We start from the raw sequence: 20937 nt of genomic DNA on the forward strand, positions 1-20937 counted from the left end.
CAACATAAACATAAATTACTCCGACCGTCATAACGTCTTTACTTATCAACGTGAAATGCCTGATACACATCTCTTCTACTCATACTTCGAACTTCCGCTACTTCACGGATCGCTTCTTTTGAACGAATATTTTTTTGGTTTATAATTTCCTCAACATGTTCACGCGCGGAAAGTTCTTGCCACCAGACCGGTTCATCATCTTCTACATTCCCATCACTACCTTCGATAACTATACAAAACTCACCACGCACTGTATTCGTATTGACCCATTCAAGCGCTTCCTCTAACGTCCCTCGTAAAAATTCCTCAAATTTCTTTGTAATCTCTCTCGCTAGGACAATTTTTCTTGAACCTTCAATTTGTTCTTGTAATGCTTTCAGCGTCTCCTTTAATCGATGAGGGGCTTCATATAAGAGAATGGTCTCTTCCCTTTTCTTTAACTGCTCGATTTGTTGTTGACGCTCTTTTTTATTTCTAGATAAGAAGCCGTAAAACATGAATGGTTGTGTCGTTAATCCAGATGCCACAAGGGCCGTAATCGCCGCGTTTGCACCTGGCACCGGAACCACATCATATCCGCTTTCAATCGCTTTTTGGGCTATATCGACCCCTGGGTCCGATATACAAGGCATTCCCGCATCACTCACAAGCGCAACCGATTTCCCTTCTGACAGGATCTGTAATATTTTCTCTCCGCCAACTCCTTGGTTATGTTCGTGGTAACTGATGAGCGGTGTTTGAATCTCAAAATGATTGCATAACTTAATCGTGTTACGCGTATCTTCTGCTGCGATTGTATGCACTTCATTTAATATTCGAATGGCTCGATAAGTCATATCTTCTAGGTTTCCAATCGGTGTCCCCACGAGAAACAATTTTCCGCTTCCTGGTTCAGCACTTTTTTGTGATTTCATCTCGTCCACTTCCTTTTGCGATATGTTTTTCTTTTTGCTTCCGGCTCAACTGTTTAAAATGATATTCTGCTTGCATTGCTTCTCGCTTCGTTTCATATGCTTCATAGTAGATACAATGCACAGGGAGCTTGGCACGTGTATATTTTGCACCTTTGCCTTCATTATGAACATGAACGCGTCTTTCTAAATCATTTGTATATCCCGCATAAAACGATCCATCATTACATTCCAAAACGTAAAACAGATGCTCAGGCTTTTTCTCCATACAAGAGCTTCCTCACTTCTTCTGTATAATTTCCGTCATTGTCATATACATAAAGGGGCGGTAATATCTTCAAGTCTGGTTTCCCATCCTTAGTTCCTTCAATTAACAACGTATTCGCTTCTTTCCCTTCCTTCGAATAAACAAACCGAATACGCTTCGGTTCCAAACGATTCGCACGCATTGCAGTTACAATGTCCAATAATCGTCCTGGACGATGAACAAAAGCCGCCTTTCCACCTTGCTTTAACAATTCACTTGCCGACTGAATCGCTTGTTCTAACGTCAGATGAATTTCATGACGCGCAATCGCAACATGTTCTTTTAAGTTTTTTTCAGTCGCTTCATATGCCGGAAAGTAGGGAGGATTACAAGTGACGGCATCATACTTTTCATAACCAATCTTCTCAGCAATGCCAATCACATCACCTTGAATGATTTTGATTTGTTGTTCTAACTCATTGTACACAACACTTCTATTCGCCATTCCAGCCAATCGCTCCTGCAACTCAACAGCCGTAATACTCGCTTTTGTCCTTGCACTTAAAAATAAAGGGATCGCCCCGTTACCCGCACAAAGATCCACAATTTTCCCTGATGCTCGAGTAGGTACATGAGCAAACCTTGCCAAAAGTACCGCATCTAAAGAAAAGGAAAAGACAGACGGACTTTGAATAATTCGCAAATCCTCCGCCAATAAATAATCCAGTCTTTCATCATCTTTTAATATATCCAAACATAAACGCCTCCAACAGTGATTTCCGTTCCGGGCGGACGCTTTCCGTGGGGCGTGCGGTGAGCCTCCTCGGTCGCTTGCGCTCCACTGCGGGGTCTCACCTGTCACGCTAATCCCACAGGAGTCGCCGCCCTCCACTCCAATCAACAGAGATACTTTTATAATAATACTCAGTTTAAACCAGTACTCATATTTTGTGAAAAAAGAATATGAGGTCAATACTTCATATGAACAGAAATGTAATTAATTGACTCAAGCTATTATGTAGCCATTATTTAACTTCCGATATTTAAAAAGCCGATGCCTACTTTGATATAGGATCGGCTCATTTTACACATTTTGTTTATTTAAAAACGATAAGCAGAACAGGCAATCTTCCCCTTTACGGATGCTCCCATAATGAATGTTACAAACGTGAAATCCTTCATTGTAAAGTCGCGCTAAGTTATCGACACCTTCGCCAACGTCTACTGTATTTTGTTTCTTTTCAGGACGTTGATTACTCGAAGAATTCTCTTCTAGCTCGTCAATTTCATCAAGTCTTTTTCGTAAGTGATGGTTTTCGAGTTGAAGTGAATGATTCTTTTCTGTCATCTCTGCGACAAACCCCATCAGTTCACGGAATTGCTTATGCATAGATTCAAGCTGTTGTTCAAATTCCATTATGCTATCCAAAAAGTTCCTTTCTTTCAACTTCTCCACCCCATCATTTTATCAAGTGCAACATTTTATTGTTCGGGTCCATAATTTCTTCCAATGTATATTCAACAACTTGTTCTTCTTCCAATAAATTTACCTGAAGTATACGTTCAAGTAAATTTAAACCAACTACTTTTCCGGGTCCTTCCGGTGTATCAATTCGCGTCCCAATATCCGGCATTTGCTTTTTAGCCTCTTCATACTCATCATTTTCATATTTCAAGCAGCACATAAGACGACCGCATAAACCCGATATTTTTGAAGGATTCAATGATAAATTTTGATCTTTCGCCATTTTAATTGAAACAGGTTCAAAATCACCCAGAAAGGTAGAACAACAAAGCATTCGACCACATGGACCAATCCCACCTAGCATTTTCGCCTCATCCCGGACGCCGATTTGCCGTAATTCAATACGCGTACGAAATATGGATGCCAAGTCTTTGACGAGATTGCGAAAATCGACGCGACCTTCCGCAGTGAAATAAAAAATGATTTTATTTCTATCGAAAGTGTACTCAACATCTACAAGCTTCATATCAAGCTGATGGTCTCCAATCTTTTCAGCACCTATCAGGAATGCTTTCTGAGCTTCGACGTTGTTTTCCTCAACTTTATCTACATCTTTTTCCTCTGCCGGTCTAATAATTTTTTTCAGTGGCAAAACTACGTCATTTTCATCGACTTCTTGCACTGGTATTGCTACTTTACCGTATTCAACACCTCTTGCCGTTTCGACGATTACGTAATCATCTATAGTTAACTCATAATCGAGTGGATCGAAATAATATATTTTCCCCGCTTTTTTGAAGCGAACACCTATTACTTTATACAACGAGAAATCCCTCCTGCATATTGAGCATCAATTGTTCCATAAGAAGCGTTCGATTCATATTCCCACCCAATTGCCTTTTAGCTTGTAAAATAGCTTCCATTACCGCAGACAATTGGCTGTACGTCAATTTCATCGCAAGCGAATTTAAAAACTCATTGTGATCTGGATACACAGGCAAAGAGTTTAATTCTGCTTTTAATGCAACGACATCGCGATAAGCATACAATAGTAAATCAAGTCCTCGGTCCGTCTCTTCTCTTTCTTTAAAGACTTGAGACCAAGTTGATTGGATATACAATAACGCCTCATGGATATTTTGATCTGATGCTTCAACTAATTTTAACACTGTTTTTCGCATATGCGCAAATTCGTCATCTTGCGCCAACTGTAAAGCCTCATCTATATTTGCGGTTAGCATCGTAACAGTTGCAGCCATAGACCTCGTAATCCCTTGTTCTTCAAGCATGGAAATCAACGCTTCACGCGAAGGTGGAAGGAATGATATTCGTTGGCAACGTGATTGAATCGTCGGCAATATAGCTTGATAGGATTTAGTGAGTAAGATTGCAGTCACATTTCCTTCTGGTTCCTCTAAATATTTTAATAGTGCATTAGCTGATGCCGAATTCATACGTTCAGCTTGTGAAATAATATATATTTTACGACCACTTTCATATCCTTTTTTCGTCATCTCTAACAGAAATTCATCCATTTGCCCCTTTTTAATTGTTTGCCCATCAGGATAAATGATTGTGATGTTAGGATGATTACGAGATGCAACCCGTAAACAAGAGCTACATGTTTCACATGGAGCATTTTGTGTTGGATTTTGACAAAGTAAAAGTTTTGCAAAAAATAAGGAAATTTCTTCCTTCCCAGTACCACGTTCACCCTCAAAGATGTAAGCGTGTCCAATTCGGTTATGTTCAAAAGACGCTTTTAATCTACTTATTACTATTTGCTGATTAATAAATGTTGTGCTTTCCATTTTTCTCCTACCCTCTTACTTCAAAAAAACCGTGCTTCTTGTTAGAATACACGGAAATTACGTATATAGATTAATAAGAAGTCCTTTAATCTCACCAATTTTATCTAAAAGATCAACAGCTTTTTTCTCTTCGTTTAAAAGATCTTCTGCTAATTCGATTAGTTTTTCATCAATAATTTGAACAATTTTTAACCTGCGCCCTTCACCATATTGATTCCAAGTGTGTGACTGGTTTAACGCTAGGCCCGTTTCAACAGATTCTTTCAAAAATCGACGAACAAGCATTTTAAACTTGGCCATGTCACGCAAATTACGAGACCTAGCGAGTCTGTCCCCGGCGATAGAAATATTTCCGAGAAGTCTCGTAATTTGCTCGCTATGAAGTTTTTCACTGTGCTTCTGAACCATTTTACCAAACCGTAATCCATTCTGCGCAGTCAATTGTTGCCCGTTCTTCATTTTATCTACATTAGTGCGGTAATTACTGTTAACTTTCACGTATACTCACCTCGGCTTTAAAAATGGTGAAAGTGTTCAATTGGTAGCACGAACACTGTCGCGCCTCCTACTTCCACTTCAACCGGGTATGGAATATACGAATCTGCATTGCCACCCATCGGAGAGACTGGCGCTACCATTTGATCTCTTGAACGGCAATTATCTTTAATTATTTCAAGTAGCTTATCCACTAAACTGTCATCTGTGCCAATTAAAAATGTCGTATTACCAGATCTGAGAAACCCACCCGTACTCGCTAATTTAGTCGCTCTAAAATCATTTTTTGTCAAGGCTGCTGACAAACGATTACTATCCTGATCTTGTACAACTGCTACTATCAACTTCACGGTCATCTCTCCTTTAGCCCTCTTTCTCCTTATTATAGCATGAATTCTCACATTACATAATTCGAGAGGTAATTATCTTATAAACATTTTCTACTACTTCATCTTGCGTCAAACTTGCATCAGTTACTACAATCCTATCACAATACCGTCGAATAACCTGTTGATAGCCTTCGTAAACTTTATGATGAAATGATAAAGCTTCCTTATCCAATCGATTTTGCTCACGTTTGTCATTATTTAATACCCGTGCAAGTCCATCTTCTGGACGAATATCAAAAAACACGGTGACATCAGGCATCGCCTCTCCAATTGCAAACTGGTTAATCTCTAATATCTCATCTATTCCGATACCACGTGCATATCCTTGGTATGCTAATGAACTATCAATAAAACGATCACATAAAATAATATATCCTTGCGCCAGTGCAGGTATTACTTTTTCAACAAGATGTTGTCGTCTTGCTGCCGCATAAAGAAGTGCTTCCGTTTTAGCATCCATCTCAGTATTTTCGTTATCAAGTATAATTCCTCGAATGTCTTCAGCTATTTTAATGCCACCTGGCTCCCTTGTAAGCAAAACCTTCTTGCCTTGATTTTGCAAGCGATCGTAAATAGCCGAGATGACCGTTGTCTTTCCTGCTCCTTCTGGGCCTTCAAACGTAATAAATATGCCTTTACTATTCATACTATTCTTCCACCTCATTCATTACGACAAGTATTTGTTTTTCTTTTGTTCGAATTGCCCCTTGGAAACTGGCTTCCATCGTGGTGAGTGTTATCAGTAATTCAACATGTTCCTCTGTTATCCTTTCACCAGCTAATAATAATGGAATACCTGGTGGATAAGGTATAATCGATGCTGCTGCTATCATACCTACAGTCTGATTATACTGTACCCAATCAACTTGAAATTGTTCTAACTCGCTTCTATTGTAACAGAGTTCGGATATTTGATTGACAGTAATGGGCGGAGTACTAACATTCTTTTTCTCTTCATGGACATGTAGCCATTTAACGGCTCGCTCAATTTTATTACAAATCGTTTCAATATCGTATAATTGTCCTTTTTTTAATAAAGGAAGGATCAAAAGCACTTGAAAAGGGTCCGCTAGTTCAACATAAATGCTTTCTTTCTCCAACGCTTTAAGCAATTGAAAACCAGTATAATTTTCAACTCTCCCCATTAACTTCAATGGATCATTTGACTCAATGACTTGAAAGGATGCAATATGATTCAATCGATTGATAAATTTTTCTCTTCTATTTAAAAAGCTTGTTACATCTTTTCTCGTAAATGATTCTGCATAAGCCCTCGCATCGTCTAAGGACGCCATTAGAAGATAAGAAGGGCTACTCGATTGCAACATTTGTAAGTACTTTGATATACGTTCTTTTGACACTAAAGTAGATTTCACATGTAAAAAAGAAGCCATCGTCATTGCTGGTAACGTTTTATGTGCAGAATGAACAACGACATCAGCACCTAACGCCAAGGCTGATGTAGGAAATGGTTCCCCAATCACAAAATGAGCGCCATGCGCCTCATCTACGAGTACCGGTACATCTTGTTTATGACACATCGCAATAATTTCTTTTAAGTCTTCTCCAGTTGTCCCATAATAAGTAGGATAAGTTAATATGACAGCTTTCGCGTTAGGATATTGTTCTAATGCTAGTCGAACTTGTCTTGCTGAAACAGTACCGGCAGAAGCCGTTTCTTCATCCCAATCAGGTGCAATTAATACTGGCCTAGCATCAACTAATTCAAGTGCATTGAAAACAGATTTATGTGCATTTCGTTGGACAATCACTGTATCGCCAGCGCGACAAGTCGCATAAATCATCGCTAGATTACCTACTGTAGAGCCGTTAACTAAGAAAAAACTTGCATCCGTATTATATAATTCCATTAATTTATCCTGTGCGTCTGCAATGACATCCTCTGGTTGATGCAAATCATCAAGACCGCTTATCTCTGTAAAGTCAAATGAGAGCGCAGAACGTAATGCTGGTGGCAAACCGGATAATTCTCCATGCTTATGACCTGGTACGTGAAAAGAGACCGGTTTCTCCTGGTTAAACTCCTCCAACCTTTGGACAAGTGGACGATTGATATATTCCATTTCTCTTCACTTCCTACTATTATATTTAAATGAAACAAGACCTATTCCCGAAGTAATGACGTCAAGACGTAAGACGTCAATCTCATAAATATGATCCTTACTTATCACTTCATTTAGCGAGTTATTATTAATTTCATATATAACAAAAAGAGCCACTACCATAAGGTAATGACTCTTTTAGTGCTTGGCAACGTCCTACTCTTGCAGGGGCTAACCCCAACTACCATCGGCGCTGAAGAGCTTAACTTCCGTGTTCGGTATGGGAACGGGTGTGACCTCTTCGCTATCGCCACCAAACTATTGAGCAAAAGTTGTTCACTCAAAACTGGATAAACAAAACATTGAATGACACAAACTGTCATGTATTTAAGGATAAGTCCTCAATCGATTAGTATCCGTCAGCTGCACATGTCGCCATGCTTCCACCTCGGACCTATCAACCTCATCATCTTTGAGGGATTTTACTTACTTGCGTAATGGGAAATCTCATCTTGAGGGGGGCTTCATGCTTAGATGCTTTCAGCATTTATCCCGTCCATACGTAGCTACCCAGCTATGCCTTTGGCAAGACAACTGGTACACCAGCGGTATGTCCATCCCGGTCCTCTCGTACTAAGGACAGCTCCTCTCAAATTTCCTGCGCCCGCGACGGATAGGGACCGAACTGTCTCACGACGTTCTGAACCCAGCTCGCGTACCGCTTTAATGGGCGAACAGCCCAACCCTTGGGACCGACTACAGCCCCAGGATGCGATGAGCCGACATCGAGGTGCCAAACCTCCCCGTCGATGTGAACTCTTGGGAGAGATAAGCCTGTTATCCCCGGGGTAGCTTTTATCCGTTGAGCGATGGCCCTTCCATGCGGAACCACCGGATCACTAAGCCCGTCTTTCGACCCTGCTCGACTTGTAGGTCTCGCAGTCAAGCTCCCTTATGCCTTTGCACTCTACGAATGATGTCCAACCATTCTGAGGGAACCTTTGGGCGCCTCCGTTACTCTTTAGGAGGCGACCGCCCCAGTCAAACTGCCCGCCTGACACTGTCTCCTACCCCGCTAAGGGGCATGGGTTAGAATTCCAATACAGTCAGGGTAGTATCCCACCAATGCCTCCACCGAAGCTGGCGCTCCGGTTTCAAAGGCTCCTACCTATCCTGTACAGACTGCATCAGAATTCAATATCAGGTTGCAGTAAAGCTCCACGGGGTCTTTCCGTCCTGTCGCGGGTAACCTGCATCTTCACAGGTACTATAATTTCACCGAGTCTCTCGTTGAGACAGTGCCCAGATCGTTACGCCTTTCGTGCGGGTCGGAACTTACCCGACAAGGAATTTCGCTACCTTAGGACCGTTATAGTTACGGCCGCCGTTTACTGGGGCTTCGGTTCAAAGCTTCGCTTGCGCTAACCTCTCCCCTTAACCTTCCAGCACCGGGCAGGCGTCAGCCCCTATACGTCACCTTACGGTTTTGCAGAGACCTGTGTTTTTGCTAAACAGTCGCCTGGGCCTATTCACTGCGGCTCTCTCGGGCTTTAACACCCTATCAGAGCACCCCTTCTCCCGAAGTTACGGGGTCATTTTGCCGAGTTCCTTAACGAGAGTTCTCTCGATCACCTTAGGATTCTCTCCTCGCCTACCTGTGTCGGTTTGCGGTACGGGCACCTCCCGCCTCGTTAGAGGCTTTTCTTGGCAGCGTGAAATCAGGGACTCCAGGGAAAATTCCCCTTGCTATCACAGCTCAATGTTATAGAAACGGGATTTGCCTCGTTTCACACCTCACTGCTTAGACGCACATTACCAACCGTGCGCTCACCCTATCCTACTGCGTCCCCCCATTACTCAAACGGCGGGGAGGTGGTACAGGAATATCAACCTGTTATCCATCGTCTACGCCTTTCGGCCTCGACTTAGGTCCCGACTAACCCTGAGCGGACGAGCCTTCCTCAGGAAACCTTAGGCATTCGGTGGAAGGGATTCTCACCCTTCTTTCGCTACTCATACCGGCATTCTCACTTCTAGGCGCTCCACTAGTCCTTACAGTCTAGCTTCGACGCCCCTAGAACGCTCTCCTACCACTGACACCAAAGGTGTCAATCCACAGTTTCGGTGATTCGTTTAGCCCCGGTACATTTTCGGCGCAGCGCCACTCGACCAGTGAGCTATTACGCACTCTTTAAATGGTGGCTGCTTCTAAGCCAACATCCTGGTTGTCTGGGCAACGCCACATCCTTTTCCACTTAACGAATACTTGGGGACCTTAACTGGTGGTCTGGGTTGTTTCCCTCTCGACTACGAATCTTATCACCCGCAGTCTGACTCCCAAACAAAAATCATCGGCATTCGGAGTTTGTCTGAATTCGGTAACCCGGGATGGGCCCCTAGTCCAAACAGTGCTCTACCTCCGAGATTCTAACGTTTGAGGCTAGCCCTAAAGCTATTTCGGAGAGAACCAGCTATCTCCAGGTTCGATTGGAATTTCACCGCTACCCACACCTCATCCCCGCATTTTTCAACATACGTGGGTTCGGGCCTCCAGTAAGTGTTACCTTACCTTCACCCTGGACATGGGTAGATCACCTGGTTTCGGGTCTACGACTACATACTAAAACGCCCTATTCAGACTCGCTTTCGCTGCGGCTCCGCATTCTCTGCTTAACCTTGCATGTAATCAGTAACTCGCCGGTTCATTCTACAAAAGGCACGCCATCACTCAGCTTGTTTCCGAAGAAACAGCATCGAGCTCTGACTACTTGTAGGCACACGGTTTCAGGATCTATTTCACTCCCCTTCCGGGGTGCTTTTCACCTTTCCCTCACGGTACTGGTTCACTATCGGTCACTAGGAAGTATTTAGCCTTGGGAGATGGTCCTCCCGGATTCCGACGGAATTTCACGTGTTCCGTCGTACTCAGGATCCACTCTGGAGAGAATACACTTTTGATTACGGGGCTATTACCCACTATGGCAGACCTTTCCAGGTCGCTTCATCTAATGCATTCCTTTGTAACTCCGTATAGAGTGTCCTACAACCCCAGGAAGCAAGCTTCCTGGTTTGGGCTGTTCCCGTTTCGCTCGCCGCTACTCAGGGAATCGATTTTCTTTCTCTTCCTCCGGGTACTTAGATGTTTCAGTTCTCCGGGTGTGCCTCATATACGCTATGTATTCACGTATATGTACTGCTCCATTACGAACAGTGGGTTTCCCCATTCGGAAATCTCTGGATCAAAGCTTACTTACAGCTCCCCAGAGCATATCGGTGTTAGTGCCGTCCTTCATAGGCTCCTAGTGCCAAGGCATCCGCCGTGCGCCCTTTCTAACTTAACCTTAAAACCAACGTTGTATAGCGATATACAACAATTGATTCATACATTACTACATTTGTGTTTATTTCAATGTCGTTTTATCCAGTTTTCAAAGAACAAGTAATGAAAGTTCATGTTAATGAACCCTCAAAACTGAACGCAAAACGTCAAGTTGAAGAGAACTTTCTCTTCATTCCGTTAAATATCCTTAGAAAGGAGGTGATCCAGCCGCACCTTCCGATACGGCTACCTTGTTACGACTTCACCCCAATCATCTGTCCCACCTTCGGCGGCTGGCTCCCAAAAGGGTTACCCCACCGACTTCGGGTGTTACAAACTCTCGTGGTGTGACGGGCGGTGTGTACAAGACCCGGGAACGTATTCACCGTGGCATGCTGATCCACGATTACTAGCGATTCCTGCTTCATGCAGGCGAGTTGCAGCCTGCAATCCGAACTGGGAACGGTTTTATGGGATTAGCTCCCCCTCGCGGGTTGGCAACCCTCTGTACCGTCCATTGTAGCACGTGTGTAGCCCAGGTCATAAGGGGCATGATGATTTGACGTCATCCCCACCTTCCTCCGGTTTGTCACCGGCAGTCACCTTAGAGTGCCCAACTGAATGCTGGCAACTAAGGTCAAGGGTTGCGCTCGTTACGGGACTTAACCCAACATCTCACGACACGAGCTGACGACAACCATGCACCACCTGTCACCGCTGTCCCCGAAGGGAAAGGTATATCTCTATACCGGTCAGCGGGATGTCAAGACCTGGTAAGGTTCTTCGCGTAGCTTCGAATTAAACCACATGCTCCACCGCTTGTGCGGGTCCCCGTCAATTCCTTTGAGTTTCAGCCTTGCGGCCGTACTCCCCAGGCGGAGTGCTTAATGCGTTTGCTCCAGCACTAAGGGGCGGAAACCCCCTAACACTTAGCACTCATCGTTTACGGCATGGACTACCAGGGTATCTAATCCTGTTTGCTCCCCATGCTTTCGCGCCTCAGCGTCAGTTACAGACCAGAAAGCCGCCTTCGCCACTGGTGTTCCTCCACATCTCTACGCATTTCACCGCTACACGTGGAATTCCGCTTTCCTCTTCTGTACTCAAGCCTTCCAGTTTCCAATGACCTTCCACGGTTAAGCCGTGGGCTTTCACATCAGACTTAAAAGGCCGCCTGCGCGCGCTTTACGCCCAATAATTCCGGACAACGCTTGCCACCTACGTATTACCGCGGCTGCTGGCACGTAGTTAGCCGTGGCTTTCTAATGAGGTACCGTCAAGGTACAGGCAGTTACTCCTATACTTGTTCTTCCCTCACAACAGAGCTTTACGATCCGAAAACCTTCTTCGCTCACGCGGCGTTGCTCCATCAGACTTTCGTCCATTGTGGAAGATTCCCTACTGCTGCCTCCCGTAGGAGTCTGGGCCGTGTCTCAGTCCCAGTGTGGCCGATCACCCTCTCAGGTCGGCTACGCATCGTCGCCTTGGTAAGCCGTTACCTCACCAACTAGCTAATGCGCCGCGGGCCCATCCCGTAGTGACAGCATAGCCGTCTTTCAGAGTTCCTTCATGCGAAGGAACTAATTATTCGGTATTAGCCCCGGTTTCCCGGAGTTATCCCCAACTACAGGGCAGGTTGCCCACGTGTTACTCACCCATCCGCCGCTAACAAAGGAAGAAACAAGTTTCTTCCTCGTCCGCTCGACTTGCATGTATTAGGCACGCCGCCAGCGTTCGTCCTGAGCCAGGATCAAACTCTCCATAATAGAGAAATTCGATTAGCTCGATTTCTTTGCTGGCATCCTTAAGATGTCCATTTGAATCCGAAGATTCGTTTCCTACAAACCAACAAGTTGATTTGTAGTTGTTATATCTTGACGTTTTGCTGTTCAGTTTTCAAGGTTCATATTATAGAAGAAACTTTTCATCGTTCCTCCCGGCTGCTTCTTTCGTTATTCCGAAGCAACTCTTATATCATATCAAGTATTAAACTTGATGTCAACAACTTTTTTTAAATTTCTTTTTTAGTTGTTTTTGTTATTTGTGTTGCTCGAATTGGCAACGTTAATAACTATACCACCTTATTTTCTAGAATGCAACCCCTATTTATAAAATAAATGCAATCGCACAAATTGAAGCGAGACCTGGAATGCCAAGTATCGTAATAACAAGCCCTGACACAATGTTAACCGGGACAAAAACGCCAAAGAAACCTGCGACTACGTTTAAAATAAAAAGAGCTAGAAAGGAAAAAGCAAGACGGAACCAATAGATTGATATAAACTCGAACATATTTTTCACACGCTTCTTGTCCATTACTAATAGGAACAATATAAATCCAACGATAAAAGTACTAATGGCTGCTTTCATGAGGAACACTCCTTTTTATGTGAATGCTCCATCATACGCAACCAAATGAAAATATATTAGTCTCTACCTAAATTTCTTACCTTTGCTTCCTTATATAGATAGAAATGTCTACTCTCTGTTATTTTACGCCGTATGAAAACTTCTTGGTCATAATCATCAAGATGGTTTTCAATGAACTTCGCTTGTTCCCATTCATCTCTTGTTTCCGTCATTAACGATCGTAGCTTGTCGTCAAATATTCGTTTAAGCTTACTCTTCCTTTTAAACATAGACACCGCTCCTTTTATAATTCTCGGCGTCCCTCGAGTGCTTTAGATAATGTAACTTCATCTGCATATTCAAGGTCTCCACCTACCGGTAACCCATGTGCAATTCTTGTCGTTTTGATACCAGACGGTCTTACTAATCTTGAAATATACATGGCTGTTGCTTCACCTTCAATTGTTGGGTTGGTAGCGAGAATTAACTCTTCAACTTCCTCATCCTGCAAGCGCGTCAAAAGAGACGGAACATTTATATCTTCTGGTCCAACACCATCCATTGGTGAGATAGCACCGTGGAGTACATGATAAAGCCCTTGATAATCTCGCATTTTTTCCATTGCTATCACATCTTTTGGATCTTGCACAACACATATAAGTGAACGATCACGCTGTTTATCCTGGCATATATGACATGGATCTACATCTGTAATATGTCCGCAAGTTGAACAGAAGTGTAAATTTCGCTTCGCATCCACAAGCGCCTTTGCAAAATCTAACACAGTGTCCTCTTCCATACTTAATACAAAAAACGCCAGTCGGCCCGCTGTTTTCGGACCGATGCCTGGCAATTTCATAAAACTATCAATTAACTTAGATATTGGTTCTGGATAATGCATACTTATTCCTCCTAGAACATCCCCGGTAGGTTTAATCCCTTCGTGAATTGTCCCATTGTTGAGTTCGTTAACTCATCCGCTTTTTTCATTGCTTCGTTTGTAGCAATCACTACTAAGTCTTGTAAGATTTCTACATCTTCTGGATCGACTACGTCTGGGTTAATCACAACTTCTAATACTTCTTTATCTCCTGAAACCGTCACTTTGACCATACCGCCGCCAGCAGTTCCTTCGAGACGCTCTTCCCCTAGTTTCTCTTGTGCTTCCGCCATTTTCTTTTGCATTTTTTGCATTTGCTTCATCATACCTTGCATATTTCCCATACCGCGCATGTCAATTTCCTCCTCAATTTTAGTTTTACCTCTCAAAAATTCCTTCTCTTCTATAATAAGTCGAAATGAAACTTTTCGGTACTATATCGATTAATCATCGTGTACTTCAATAAAGTCCTTGCCGAAAATCTTCTCAGCTTCCGCTACAATTGGATCAGCAACTTCTTGTTCTGCTTCTTTTAAAAAGTCCATCATTTCATCCGCGACGCTTTCTTCGTTTCCTTCGCCTGCGTTGTCACCTTGTTTCTCAAGCCCATGATTCCGAATAAAGTCAGACCGAACTTTGAGCCATGATTCCTCAGGAACATAGATCACTTCATACGGCTTTCCTGTTCGAGAGTTGAGAGCATCCGTTAAACCTGCTCGTAAAGATGGGTTTTCAGAAGCCATTAAACAATGGATTTCATATTTAAACTTTAACACAAACGAATCCACAGATGCTGCAACCGGTTCCGCTTCATCTAGAAGAGCTGCATGTGATTTTTGCAACATTTGCAACATACCCGCCCAATTTTCACGAATTGCTTGGATATCTTGTTTTGTTGCAGCCTTTAATACTTCATTAATTTTACCTGTTGGAATCCGAATAGATTGCGATGACTTTGATGCATTCCTTCTTGGTTGTGGTGCATTTGACGCACCAGGATTCACTTGGATTCCTGACTGGATTTGTTGTTGTAGTTGAGTAATTGTACGTTCCAATTGTTCTACTTTATTCACCAAATCAGGATTTTCATTGGCAAGTGAGTTAGATTGTACCGATGCTATTTGTGGCTCTAAATGAATCATTTTTAAAAGAGCTGACTCTACATACACTTTTGCATGATTTGAAAAACGCATTTCTTGTTGTGTTTTTGCCAATATATCAATAAATGAATAGAGCGTGTCCTGGTCAAATTCCTTGGCTAATTCCTCAAAACGACTATCTGCCGACACAAGTTCCAGTAGATCTTTCAAGTTTGGTGCAGTACGTAAAAGCAGGAGATCTCTGAAAAACGTAATTAAATCTTCCGCTAGTCGCGAAACGTCTTTTCCTTCTGCAATTAACTGATCTAAAAGAGACAACGTAGTGCCTGCATCTTTTTCCTGCAGCGCTTTCGCCAATCGATAAAAAATATCTTCTCCAATTGCGCCTGTCACAAGTAATGCATCATTTACTGACAAGCTATCTCCACTAAAGGAAGCAACCTGATCCAACATGCTCAATGCATCACGCATACCGCCAGAGGCCGCTTGCGCGATAACCTTTAAAGTCCCTTCATCAGACTCAATTTGTGCGTCTTGAAGGACAACTTCCATGCGTTCAATAATATCAGATGAAGTAAGCGGTTTAAAGTCAAATCGCTGACACCTTGAGATGATTGTTAACGGCAACTTATGTGGTTCTGTCGTCGCCAAAATGAACACGGCATGTTCAGGTGGCTCTTCAAGTGTTTTCAACAAAGCATTGAATGCCGAATTCGATAACATATGAACTTCGTCAATAATATATACTTTAAACCGTGAATTGGACGGTGCAAATCGAACCTTTTCAATAATTTCTCGCATTTCTTCTACTCGCGAATTAGACGCCGCGTCAAATTCAATTACATCTGTATTAGAACCTTCTGTTATGCTTATGCAAGTCGAACACTCATTACACGGTTCATTCGCCGTTCGTTCTTCGCAGTTGAGAGCTTTCGCGAAAATCTTTGCTGCACTCGTTTTTCCAGTTCCACGCGGACCTGAAAAAAGATATGCATGCGTCGTTTTATTATGAAGGAGGGCATTTTGAAGCGTCTGTTTCACATGGTGCTGACCGGACATTTCTGCAAATGATTGCGGTCGATAAACACGATAAAAAGCTTGATAAACCAACACTTACCTCTCCTTTTGCATACATTTTTTCAATACTTCTATTGTAGCACAAATGCCACCCTAATACATTTGTTAATATCGTTTGGGAAGTTAACTGAACAAATATAACTTCTCTCTATATATACCGGGTACTCTACTATTATTTTCCGCAAAATAAAAACCCGTCCATTCCTGAACGAGTTTGAATAATTCTATGTAATGCCGTGCACCTTCCTCTGACTGCCGAACATATGCGTTACTCCCGTCGCCAGCTCAGCCTAGGCAACCCTACGGCACATGAAAGATTCCACTTAATGCTGCTTCCTTCCGGACCTGACATGGTTCATGGATTTTCATTGCGTAGGACCCAAACGTCAACACTACGTGCGAGAGGCAGACCATACATTCGAACAGCCTCGGGAAGGAATTCAGTCTTGCTAGAGCGGATTGCAAGTTACAAGGTTCCGCTATTCCCCCACCTAGCACGGCAATACTCAGTATACTAAATTATAACGGAAAAATCAACAAGCGAATTAAAATGACTCATTATTAATCATTTAATGCAAAATTAATTACACTCCCATATCATGAGATATATTAGAACAAGAACACTTTTGGTAGGAAAACGAAACTTTTCAACAATCAATCCGTAGTAAAGATATAAAGTGTTTTACGCGAGGTGATATGAATGTTGAACCGAGAACCTAAATGTTCGAGGTGCGGTATTGAAATTAAAGGAGATGACGTTGTACTCCTGAAAATGCGTTATCCAAAACGAAAAGGAATGGTTGAAATCAAAGCATATCTTAATAACGAAGGAGCGTTTCTATGTGAAAATTGTTTTCAACATGAGTCAAAGTAAGGGCGACAGAATGCATCCTTTGTACTTTTATTCAAACCACTAATTTACTCTAACTAATGTTTCTTAAAAATCTTTCTTGAAAACTGTTGACATTATGTTTTATTCATGGTAAATTATTAATTGTCTTACGGAGGAATACCCAAGCCCGGCTGAAGGGATCGGTCTTGAAAACCGACAGGGGTGTTAAAGCCCGCGGGGGTTCGAATCCCTCTTCCTCCGCCATAATTTTAAATTAGCGCATAAATTTAGAGATTGAATTCGTTACACGGTAACGAATTTTTCTTAACAAATAATAATCTGAAAATAAAAACACTCCTAGCGAGTGTTTTTTTGTTTTCAGAAATCCCCCTCAATCATTCTGCTTTCAATCAATAAACAAAAGCTACCCCGTAATGTAATGATCGTGGTAGCTTTTACTAGTTAAATCATCATATTTTGTTTTTGAACATTCGCTCCTACTTTTGACGAACGGACAGAAAAGCTATCGTAATATGGGAAGTTTGAAGTTAATTTTTCTACAACCTCTTCTTCCGTTCCCTCCTCAACTGCCACAATTAAAGAAGGACCAGCCCCACTAATCGTCATTCCATAAGCGCCTAACCCTTTGCATAGCGTTCGAATTTCATCAAAGTGCGGGAACAATGTTTTACGATAAGGTTCATGAAGATGATCTTTCTCCATCATTTTCCCGACTGTTTTCCAGTCATTTTGTGCTAGTGCTGCCGTTAAGACGGCGCTCGCAGAACTGCTGCGAACTGCCTTTTCATGCGACAATTCATTCGGCAATAGCCCTCTCGCTTCTGATGTTTTAAACTCTTTTGGCGGAACGAGAACTACAAATGTTGCATCTACTTGTTCCACGTGAATATAGTCAATCTCGTCAGCTTCAAAATAAGCGATTACAGCCCCACCAAGTAAAGCCGCACTAACATTATCTGCATGTCCCTCTAGTTCGCTGCCGAGTAAAACTTTGTCTCTGTCCGTCAGCCCAAGTTCTAATAGATGGTCAGCAATTACAATTCCAACTGCGATTGCGGAAGCACTGCTCCCAAATCCTTTTCCTAATGGGATGTCAGACTTCACTTGAAGCTTTAATGGCGCAACTTCCTTACGATACCTTTTGGCAACTTCAATAATCGTTTGAACGATTAAATTTCGCTCATCTGCCACCAACCCTTGAAAAGCTTCCTCTTCATAAATCACTGTCCATTCACCGTGAGCCGCTACTTCCACGGACATATACAGATCTAAAGCAAGGCCTACACTATCAAATCCAGGACCTAAATTTGCGGTAGTGGCCGGTACGATGACTGAAAATCCTGGATTTGACATCATTGAACCCCTGCCTTTAGTTCATTGAGCAGTTCTTTAAACTCCTCCTGTGATAACAATGCCTTATCTTCGTTGACCTCTATTGCAGTATCAGGATCTTTCAAACCATTTCCAGTAAGCACCGCGACAACTGTTGTGCCTTTTTCAAGCACACCAGCATCCACTTGTTTTTTCACGCCTGCGATAGATGCACATGAACCTGGCTCAGCGAAAACACCTTCCTGCGAAGCAATTAATTGATAAGCTTCTAAAATTTCTTCATCTGTCGCAGACAAAATGTTTCCTTTTGATTCTTCAAGGGCACATTTCGCTAATTCCCAACTTGCAGGGTTTCCAATACGGATTGCCGTCGCTACAGTTTCAGGCTCTTCAAACACGCGATTATAAACGATAGGTGCTGCTCCATCTGCTTGTACACCTAATAACTTTGGTAATTCAGTCCCTTTATTATCCGCATATTCTTTAAACCCCTTCCAAGCGGCCGAAATATTTCCGGCATTCCCGACTGGCAGTGCAAATACATCAGGAACCTTTCCAAGCTGATCAATCGTTTCAAACGCAATTGTTTTTTGTCCTTCTAAACGGTACGGATTCACTGAATTCACGAGCGCAACTTCCCCTTCTCCAGCTTCACGTACCATTCTGAGTGCTTCGTCAAAATTACCTTCAATCTCAACGATTTCCGCACCATACATTTTTGCTTGCGCCATTTTTCCAAGCGCAATTCTTCCCTCCGGAATAACGACAATTGTACGCATGCCCGCTCTAGCACCATATGCCGCTGCAGACGCAGACGTATTTCCTGTTGACGCACAAATTAAAGTCGTTTTCCCTTCCTCTTTTGCTTTCGCTACTGCCATAACCATACCGCGATCTTTAAAAGAACCTGTTGGATTAACCCCCTCTACTTTCACATAGAGATTAATGCCCCACTGTTCAGATAGACGAGACAAATGGATAAGCGGTGTATTTCCCTCATGTAAAGTGAGCATTGGTGTATTTTTCGTAATTGGTAACCACTCTTTATATTGTTCTAATAATCCATTCCATCTCATCATGATTTCTCTCCTTCTACACGGTAATGACTTAATACAGCTAACACGACATCCGTATTTTCAAGTTCTTCTAATACGTCAAGGTGTTGTTGGCGTGACATCTTATGTGTAATAAACACAAGTTCAGAATCCTCTTCATCATTTACAGGATGCTGGACAACGGTTGCCAAACTTGCACCATACTTACTGTAAATGGCCGACAATCTCGTTAATACACCCACTTCATCTTTTACTAAAAATCTATGAAAATACCTCGAAAATCGTTTATCATCACTTTTTACTTTTCGCTCATATTGTGGGGAATGAAGTTTTTTTCCATTCATCCCAAGGAGTAAATTACGGCAAGCGGCCATCACGTCAGCCGTTACAGACGTCGCAGTTGGCAATGAACCTGCTCCCGGTCCATATAACATCGTTTCTCCTACAGCTGCACCATATATATATACAGCATTATATTCATTATGAACGGATGCAAGCGGGTGTGAATTCGGAATAAAAACCGGCTCTACGGATACGGCAATTCCATCTTCATCCTTCTCTGCATGTCCTGCCATTTTCACCGTATAACCAAAGCTTTCCGCCAAGTCAACGTCTCCGTCTTGTATTTCTTTCATCCCTCTCACAAACACGTCTTCTAGTTGCACTTCAGTAGAAAATGCGAGAGACGCTAAAATAACCATTTTTCTTGCCGCGTCAATACCGTCTACATCCGCGGATGGATCAGCTTCAGCAAACCCAAGTTCCATCGCTTCCGCAAGTGCATCTTCATAAGACATATTTTCTTGTTTCATTTTCGTTAAAATGAAGTTCGTCGTTCCATTCACAATTCCCGTTAATGAACTAATCCGGTCAGACGCGAGTCCTTCTTCCATTGTACGAATAAGTGGAATTCCGCCACCAACACTCGCTTCGTAAAATAAATCACATTTATTTTCATCGGCAAGCCTCAACAATTCAGGACCATAAACAGCCATCAAATCTTTATTTGCCGTAACAACTCCTTTTCCAGCGTTTAAAGCAGCTTCAATCGCATCTTTCGCGCCATTCATACCGCCCATTACTTCTACAATCAAATCGATTGAAGGGTCATTCAAAACTTCGTCTATGTCATCTGTAAAGACATCCGCAGGTAAATCTGTTTCCCGCTTCTTTGTCATATCTCTTACTAATACTTTTTTAATTTTTACTTCTGTGCCTAACTTATGATGCAAATCTTGTTGATGCCCTAAAATAATTTTCGCTACACCGCTACCAACAGTACCAAAACCTAATAAACCAATATTAATTTCATTTCCCATTGACGATTCTCCTCGCTATGTGTACACTATAGAAAAACAATTGACCTCTGTATAAAGACATTATAAAGATGTTCTAGCAGATTTACAACCCCAATTGTTAACACTCACAAGGATAGAAGACATTGTCTAGCCTTAATAGGAGTCAAACAAATCACCATGAATGGCATGACTTTGCCTTTTTAGACAGATTAAATTATCCTAAATGACCTCGTTTTTTAATGTGAATTATCTATATATTACCAATAAAAATAATTTAAAGATAGGGTTTGATA

The 20937-nt window shown here is 42.4% G+C and carries 18 protein-coding genes, 1 tRNA gene, 3 rRNA genes and 1 other RNA gene; 1 reads left to right on the forward strand and 22 read right to left on the reverse strand.

All coding sequences use genetic code 11. The annotated features are described in order from the left end of the window. Nucleotides 1-38 precede the first annotated feature (38 nt). From rsmI to ffs, 19 genes are all read right to left on the reverse strand, one after another. On the reverse strand, nucleotides 39-914 hold the full coding sequence (rsmI, locus tag BI350_RS00935) for a 16S rRNA (cytidine(1402)-2'-O)-methyltransferase (protein ID WP_075526421.1): 876 nt from the start codon (nucleotides 912-914) through the stop codon (nucleotides 39-41). Next, nucleotides 892-1179, reverse strand: coding sequence for a GIY-YIG nuclease family protein (locus BI350_RS00940; protein WP_075526422.1), 288 nt, complete (start codon nucleotides 1177-1179; stop codon nucleotides 892-894). The genes rsmI and BI350_RS00940 overlap by 23 nt, the downstream gene beginning before the upstream one ends. Then, nucleotides 1163-1906: a tRNA1(Val) (adenine(37)-N6)-methyltransferase gene (locus BI350_RS00945; protein ID WP_425423244.1), complete on the reverse strand. Its 744-nt coding sequence runs from the start codon at nucleotides 1904-1906 to the stop codon at nucleotides 1163-1165. Before BI350_RS00945 ends, BI350_RS00940 begins: the two co-directional genes overlap by 17 nt. Nucleotides 1907-2242: 336 nt before the next feature. After that, nucleotides 2243-2605, reverse strand: a complete 363-nt coding sequence (gene yabA, locus BI350_RS00950; RefSeq protein ID WP_075526424.1) for a DNA replication initiation control protein YabA — start codon at nucleotides 2603-2605, stop codon at nucleotides 2243-2245. A gap of 13 nt (nucleotides 2606-2618) precedes the next feature. Next, entirely contained in the window at nucleotides 2619-3446 is an 828-nt protein-coding gene (locus BI350_RS00955) for a PSP1 domain-containing protein (protein WP_075526425.1), read from the reverse strand. Next, nucleotides 3439-4434 (reverse strand): DNA polymerase III subunit delta', encoded by a 996-nt coding sequence (gene holB / locus BI350_RS00960; RefSeq protein ID WP_075526426.1) that lies wholly within the window; start codon nucleotides 4432-4434, stop codon nucleotides 3439-3441. The genes BI350_RS00955 and holB overlap by 8 nt, the downstream gene beginning before the upstream one ends. A gap of 57 nt (nucleotides 4435-4491) precedes the next feature. After that, the gene (locus tag BI350_RS00965; protein WP_075526427.1) at nucleotides 4492-4932 is read right to left on the reverse strand and encodes a YaaR family protein; all 441 of its coding nucleotides are present in this window, start codon (nucleotides 4930-4932) and stop codon (nucleotides 4492-4494) included. A gap of 17 nt (nucleotides 4933-4949) precedes the next feature. Beyond that, complete coding sequence (locus BI350_RS00970) at nucleotides 4950-5279, reverse strand: cyclic-di-AMP receptor (RefSeq protein ID WP_075526428.1); 330 nt, start codon at nucleotides 5277-5279, stop codon at nucleotides 4950-4952. A 52-nt stretch (nucleotides 5280-5331) separates the two neighbouring features. Next, a complete protein-coding gene (tmk, locus tag BI350_RS00975; RefSeq protein ID WP_075526429.1) occupies nucleotides 5332-5964 on the reverse strand; it encodes a dTMP kinase in 633 nt (210 codons plus the stop codon). A gap of 1 nt (nucleotide 5965) precedes the next feature. Further along, nucleotides 5966-7402, reverse strand: coding sequence for an aminotransferase class I/II-fold pyridoxal phosphate-dependent enzyme (locus BI350_RS00980; protein ID WP_075526430.1), 1437 nt, complete (start codon nucleotides 7400-7402; stop codon nucleotides 5966-5968). A 182-nt stretch (nucleotides 7403-7584) separates the two neighbouring features. Beyond that, nucleotides 7585-7699, reverse strand: a 5S ribosomal RNA gene (gene rrf / locus BI350_RS00985). A 71-nt stretch (nucleotides 7700-7770) separates the two neighbouring features. Continuing rightward, nucleotides 7771-10722: ribosomal RNA gene (locus BI350_RS00990) — 23S ribosomal RNA — on the reverse strand. Nucleotides 10723-10912: 190 nt separating this feature from the next. After that, nucleotides 10913-12466, reverse strand: a 16S ribosomal RNA gene (locus BI350_RS00995). The 16S, 23S and 5S rRNA genes sit together here, the layout of an rRNA operon. Before the next feature lie 340 nt (nucleotides 12467-12806). After that, nucleotides 12807-13070 carry a pro-sigmaK processing inhibitor BofA family protein gene (locus BI350_RS01000; protein ID WP_075526431.1) on the reverse strand — a complete coding sequence of 88 codons (264 nt, stop codon included), beginning with the start codon at nucleotides 13068-13070 and terminating at the stop codon, nucleotides 12807-12809. A gap of 56 nt (nucleotides 13071-13126) precedes the next feature. Continuing rightward, a complete protein-coding gene (locus BI350_RS01005; RefSeq protein ID WP_075526432.1) occupies nucleotides 13127-13339 on the reverse strand; it encodes a YaaL family protein in 213 nt (70 codons plus the stop codon). 14 nt (nucleotides 13340-13353) lie between these two features. Beyond that, nucleotides 13354-13950, reverse strand: a complete 597-nt coding sequence (gene recR, locus BI350_RS01010; protein WP_075526433.1) for a recombination mediator RecR — start codon at nucleotides 13948-13950, stop codon at nucleotides 13354-13356. An 11-nt stretch (nucleotides 13951-13961) separates the two neighbouring features. Next, nucleotides 13962-14282 carry a YbaB/EbfC family nucleoid-associated protein gene (locus BI350_RS01015; RefSeq protein ID WP_075526434.1) on the reverse strand — a complete coding sequence of 107 codons (321 nt, stop codon included), beginning with the start codon at nucleotides 14280-14282 and terminating at the stop codon, nucleotides 13962-13964. Nucleotides 14283-14372: 90 nt separating this feature from the next. After that, nucleotides 14373-16139 carry a DNA polymerase III subunit gamma/tau gene (gene dnaX / locus BI350_RS01020; RefSeq protein WP_075526435.1) on the reverse strand — a complete coding sequence of 589 codons (1767 nt, stop codon included), beginning with the start codon at nucleotides 16137-16139 and terminating at the stop codon, nucleotides 14373-14375. A gap of 201 nt (nucleotides 16140-16340) precedes the next feature. Continuing rightward, nucleotides 16341-16606: signal recognition particle sRNA large type (gene ffs, locus BI350_RS01025), an RNA gene on the reverse strand. A 503-nt stretch (nucleotides 16607-17109) separates the two neighbouring features. On the opposite strand from ffs, the gene BI350_RS01035 reads away from it, so the two are divergent. Next, nucleotides 17110-17202: transfer RNA gene (locus BI350_RS01035), tRNA-Ser, on the forward strand. 198 nt (nucleotides 17203-17400) lie between these two features. On the opposite strand, the gene thrB is transcribed toward BI350_RS01035, so the two are convergent. The 3 genes from thrB to BI350_RS01050 are packed head-to-tail and all read right to left on the reverse strand — an operon-like array spanning nucleotide 17401 to nucleotide 20665. Next, a complete protein-coding gene (thrB, locus tag BI350_RS01040) occupies nucleotides 17401-18312 on the reverse strand; it encodes a homoserine kinase (RefSeq protein WP_075526437.1) in 912 nt (303 codons plus the stop codon). Beyond that, nucleotides 18312-19367: a threonine synthase gene (gene thrC / locus BI350_RS01045; RefSeq protein ID WP_075529176.1), complete on the reverse strand. Its 1056-nt coding sequence runs from the start codon at nucleotides 19365-19367 to the stop codon at nucleotides 18312-18314. The genes thrB and thrC overlap by 1 nt, the downstream gene beginning before the upstream one ends. Then, the gene (locus tag BI350_RS01050) at nucleotides 19367-20665 is read right to left on the reverse strand and encodes a homoserine dehydrogenase (protein WP_075526438.1); all 1299 of its coding nucleotides are present in this window, start codon (nucleotides 20663-20665) and stop codon (nucleotides 19367-19369) included. The genes thrC and BI350_RS01050 overlap by 1 nt, the downstream gene beginning before the upstream one ends. Nucleotides 20666-20937 lie beyond the last annotated feature (272 nt).

The sequence above is a fragment of the Sporosarcina ureilytica genome (genome assembly GCF_001753205.1).
Taxonomy (GTDB): domain Bacteria; phylum Bacillota; class Bacilli; order Bacillales_A; family Planococcaceae; genus Sporosarcina; species Sporosarcina ureilytica.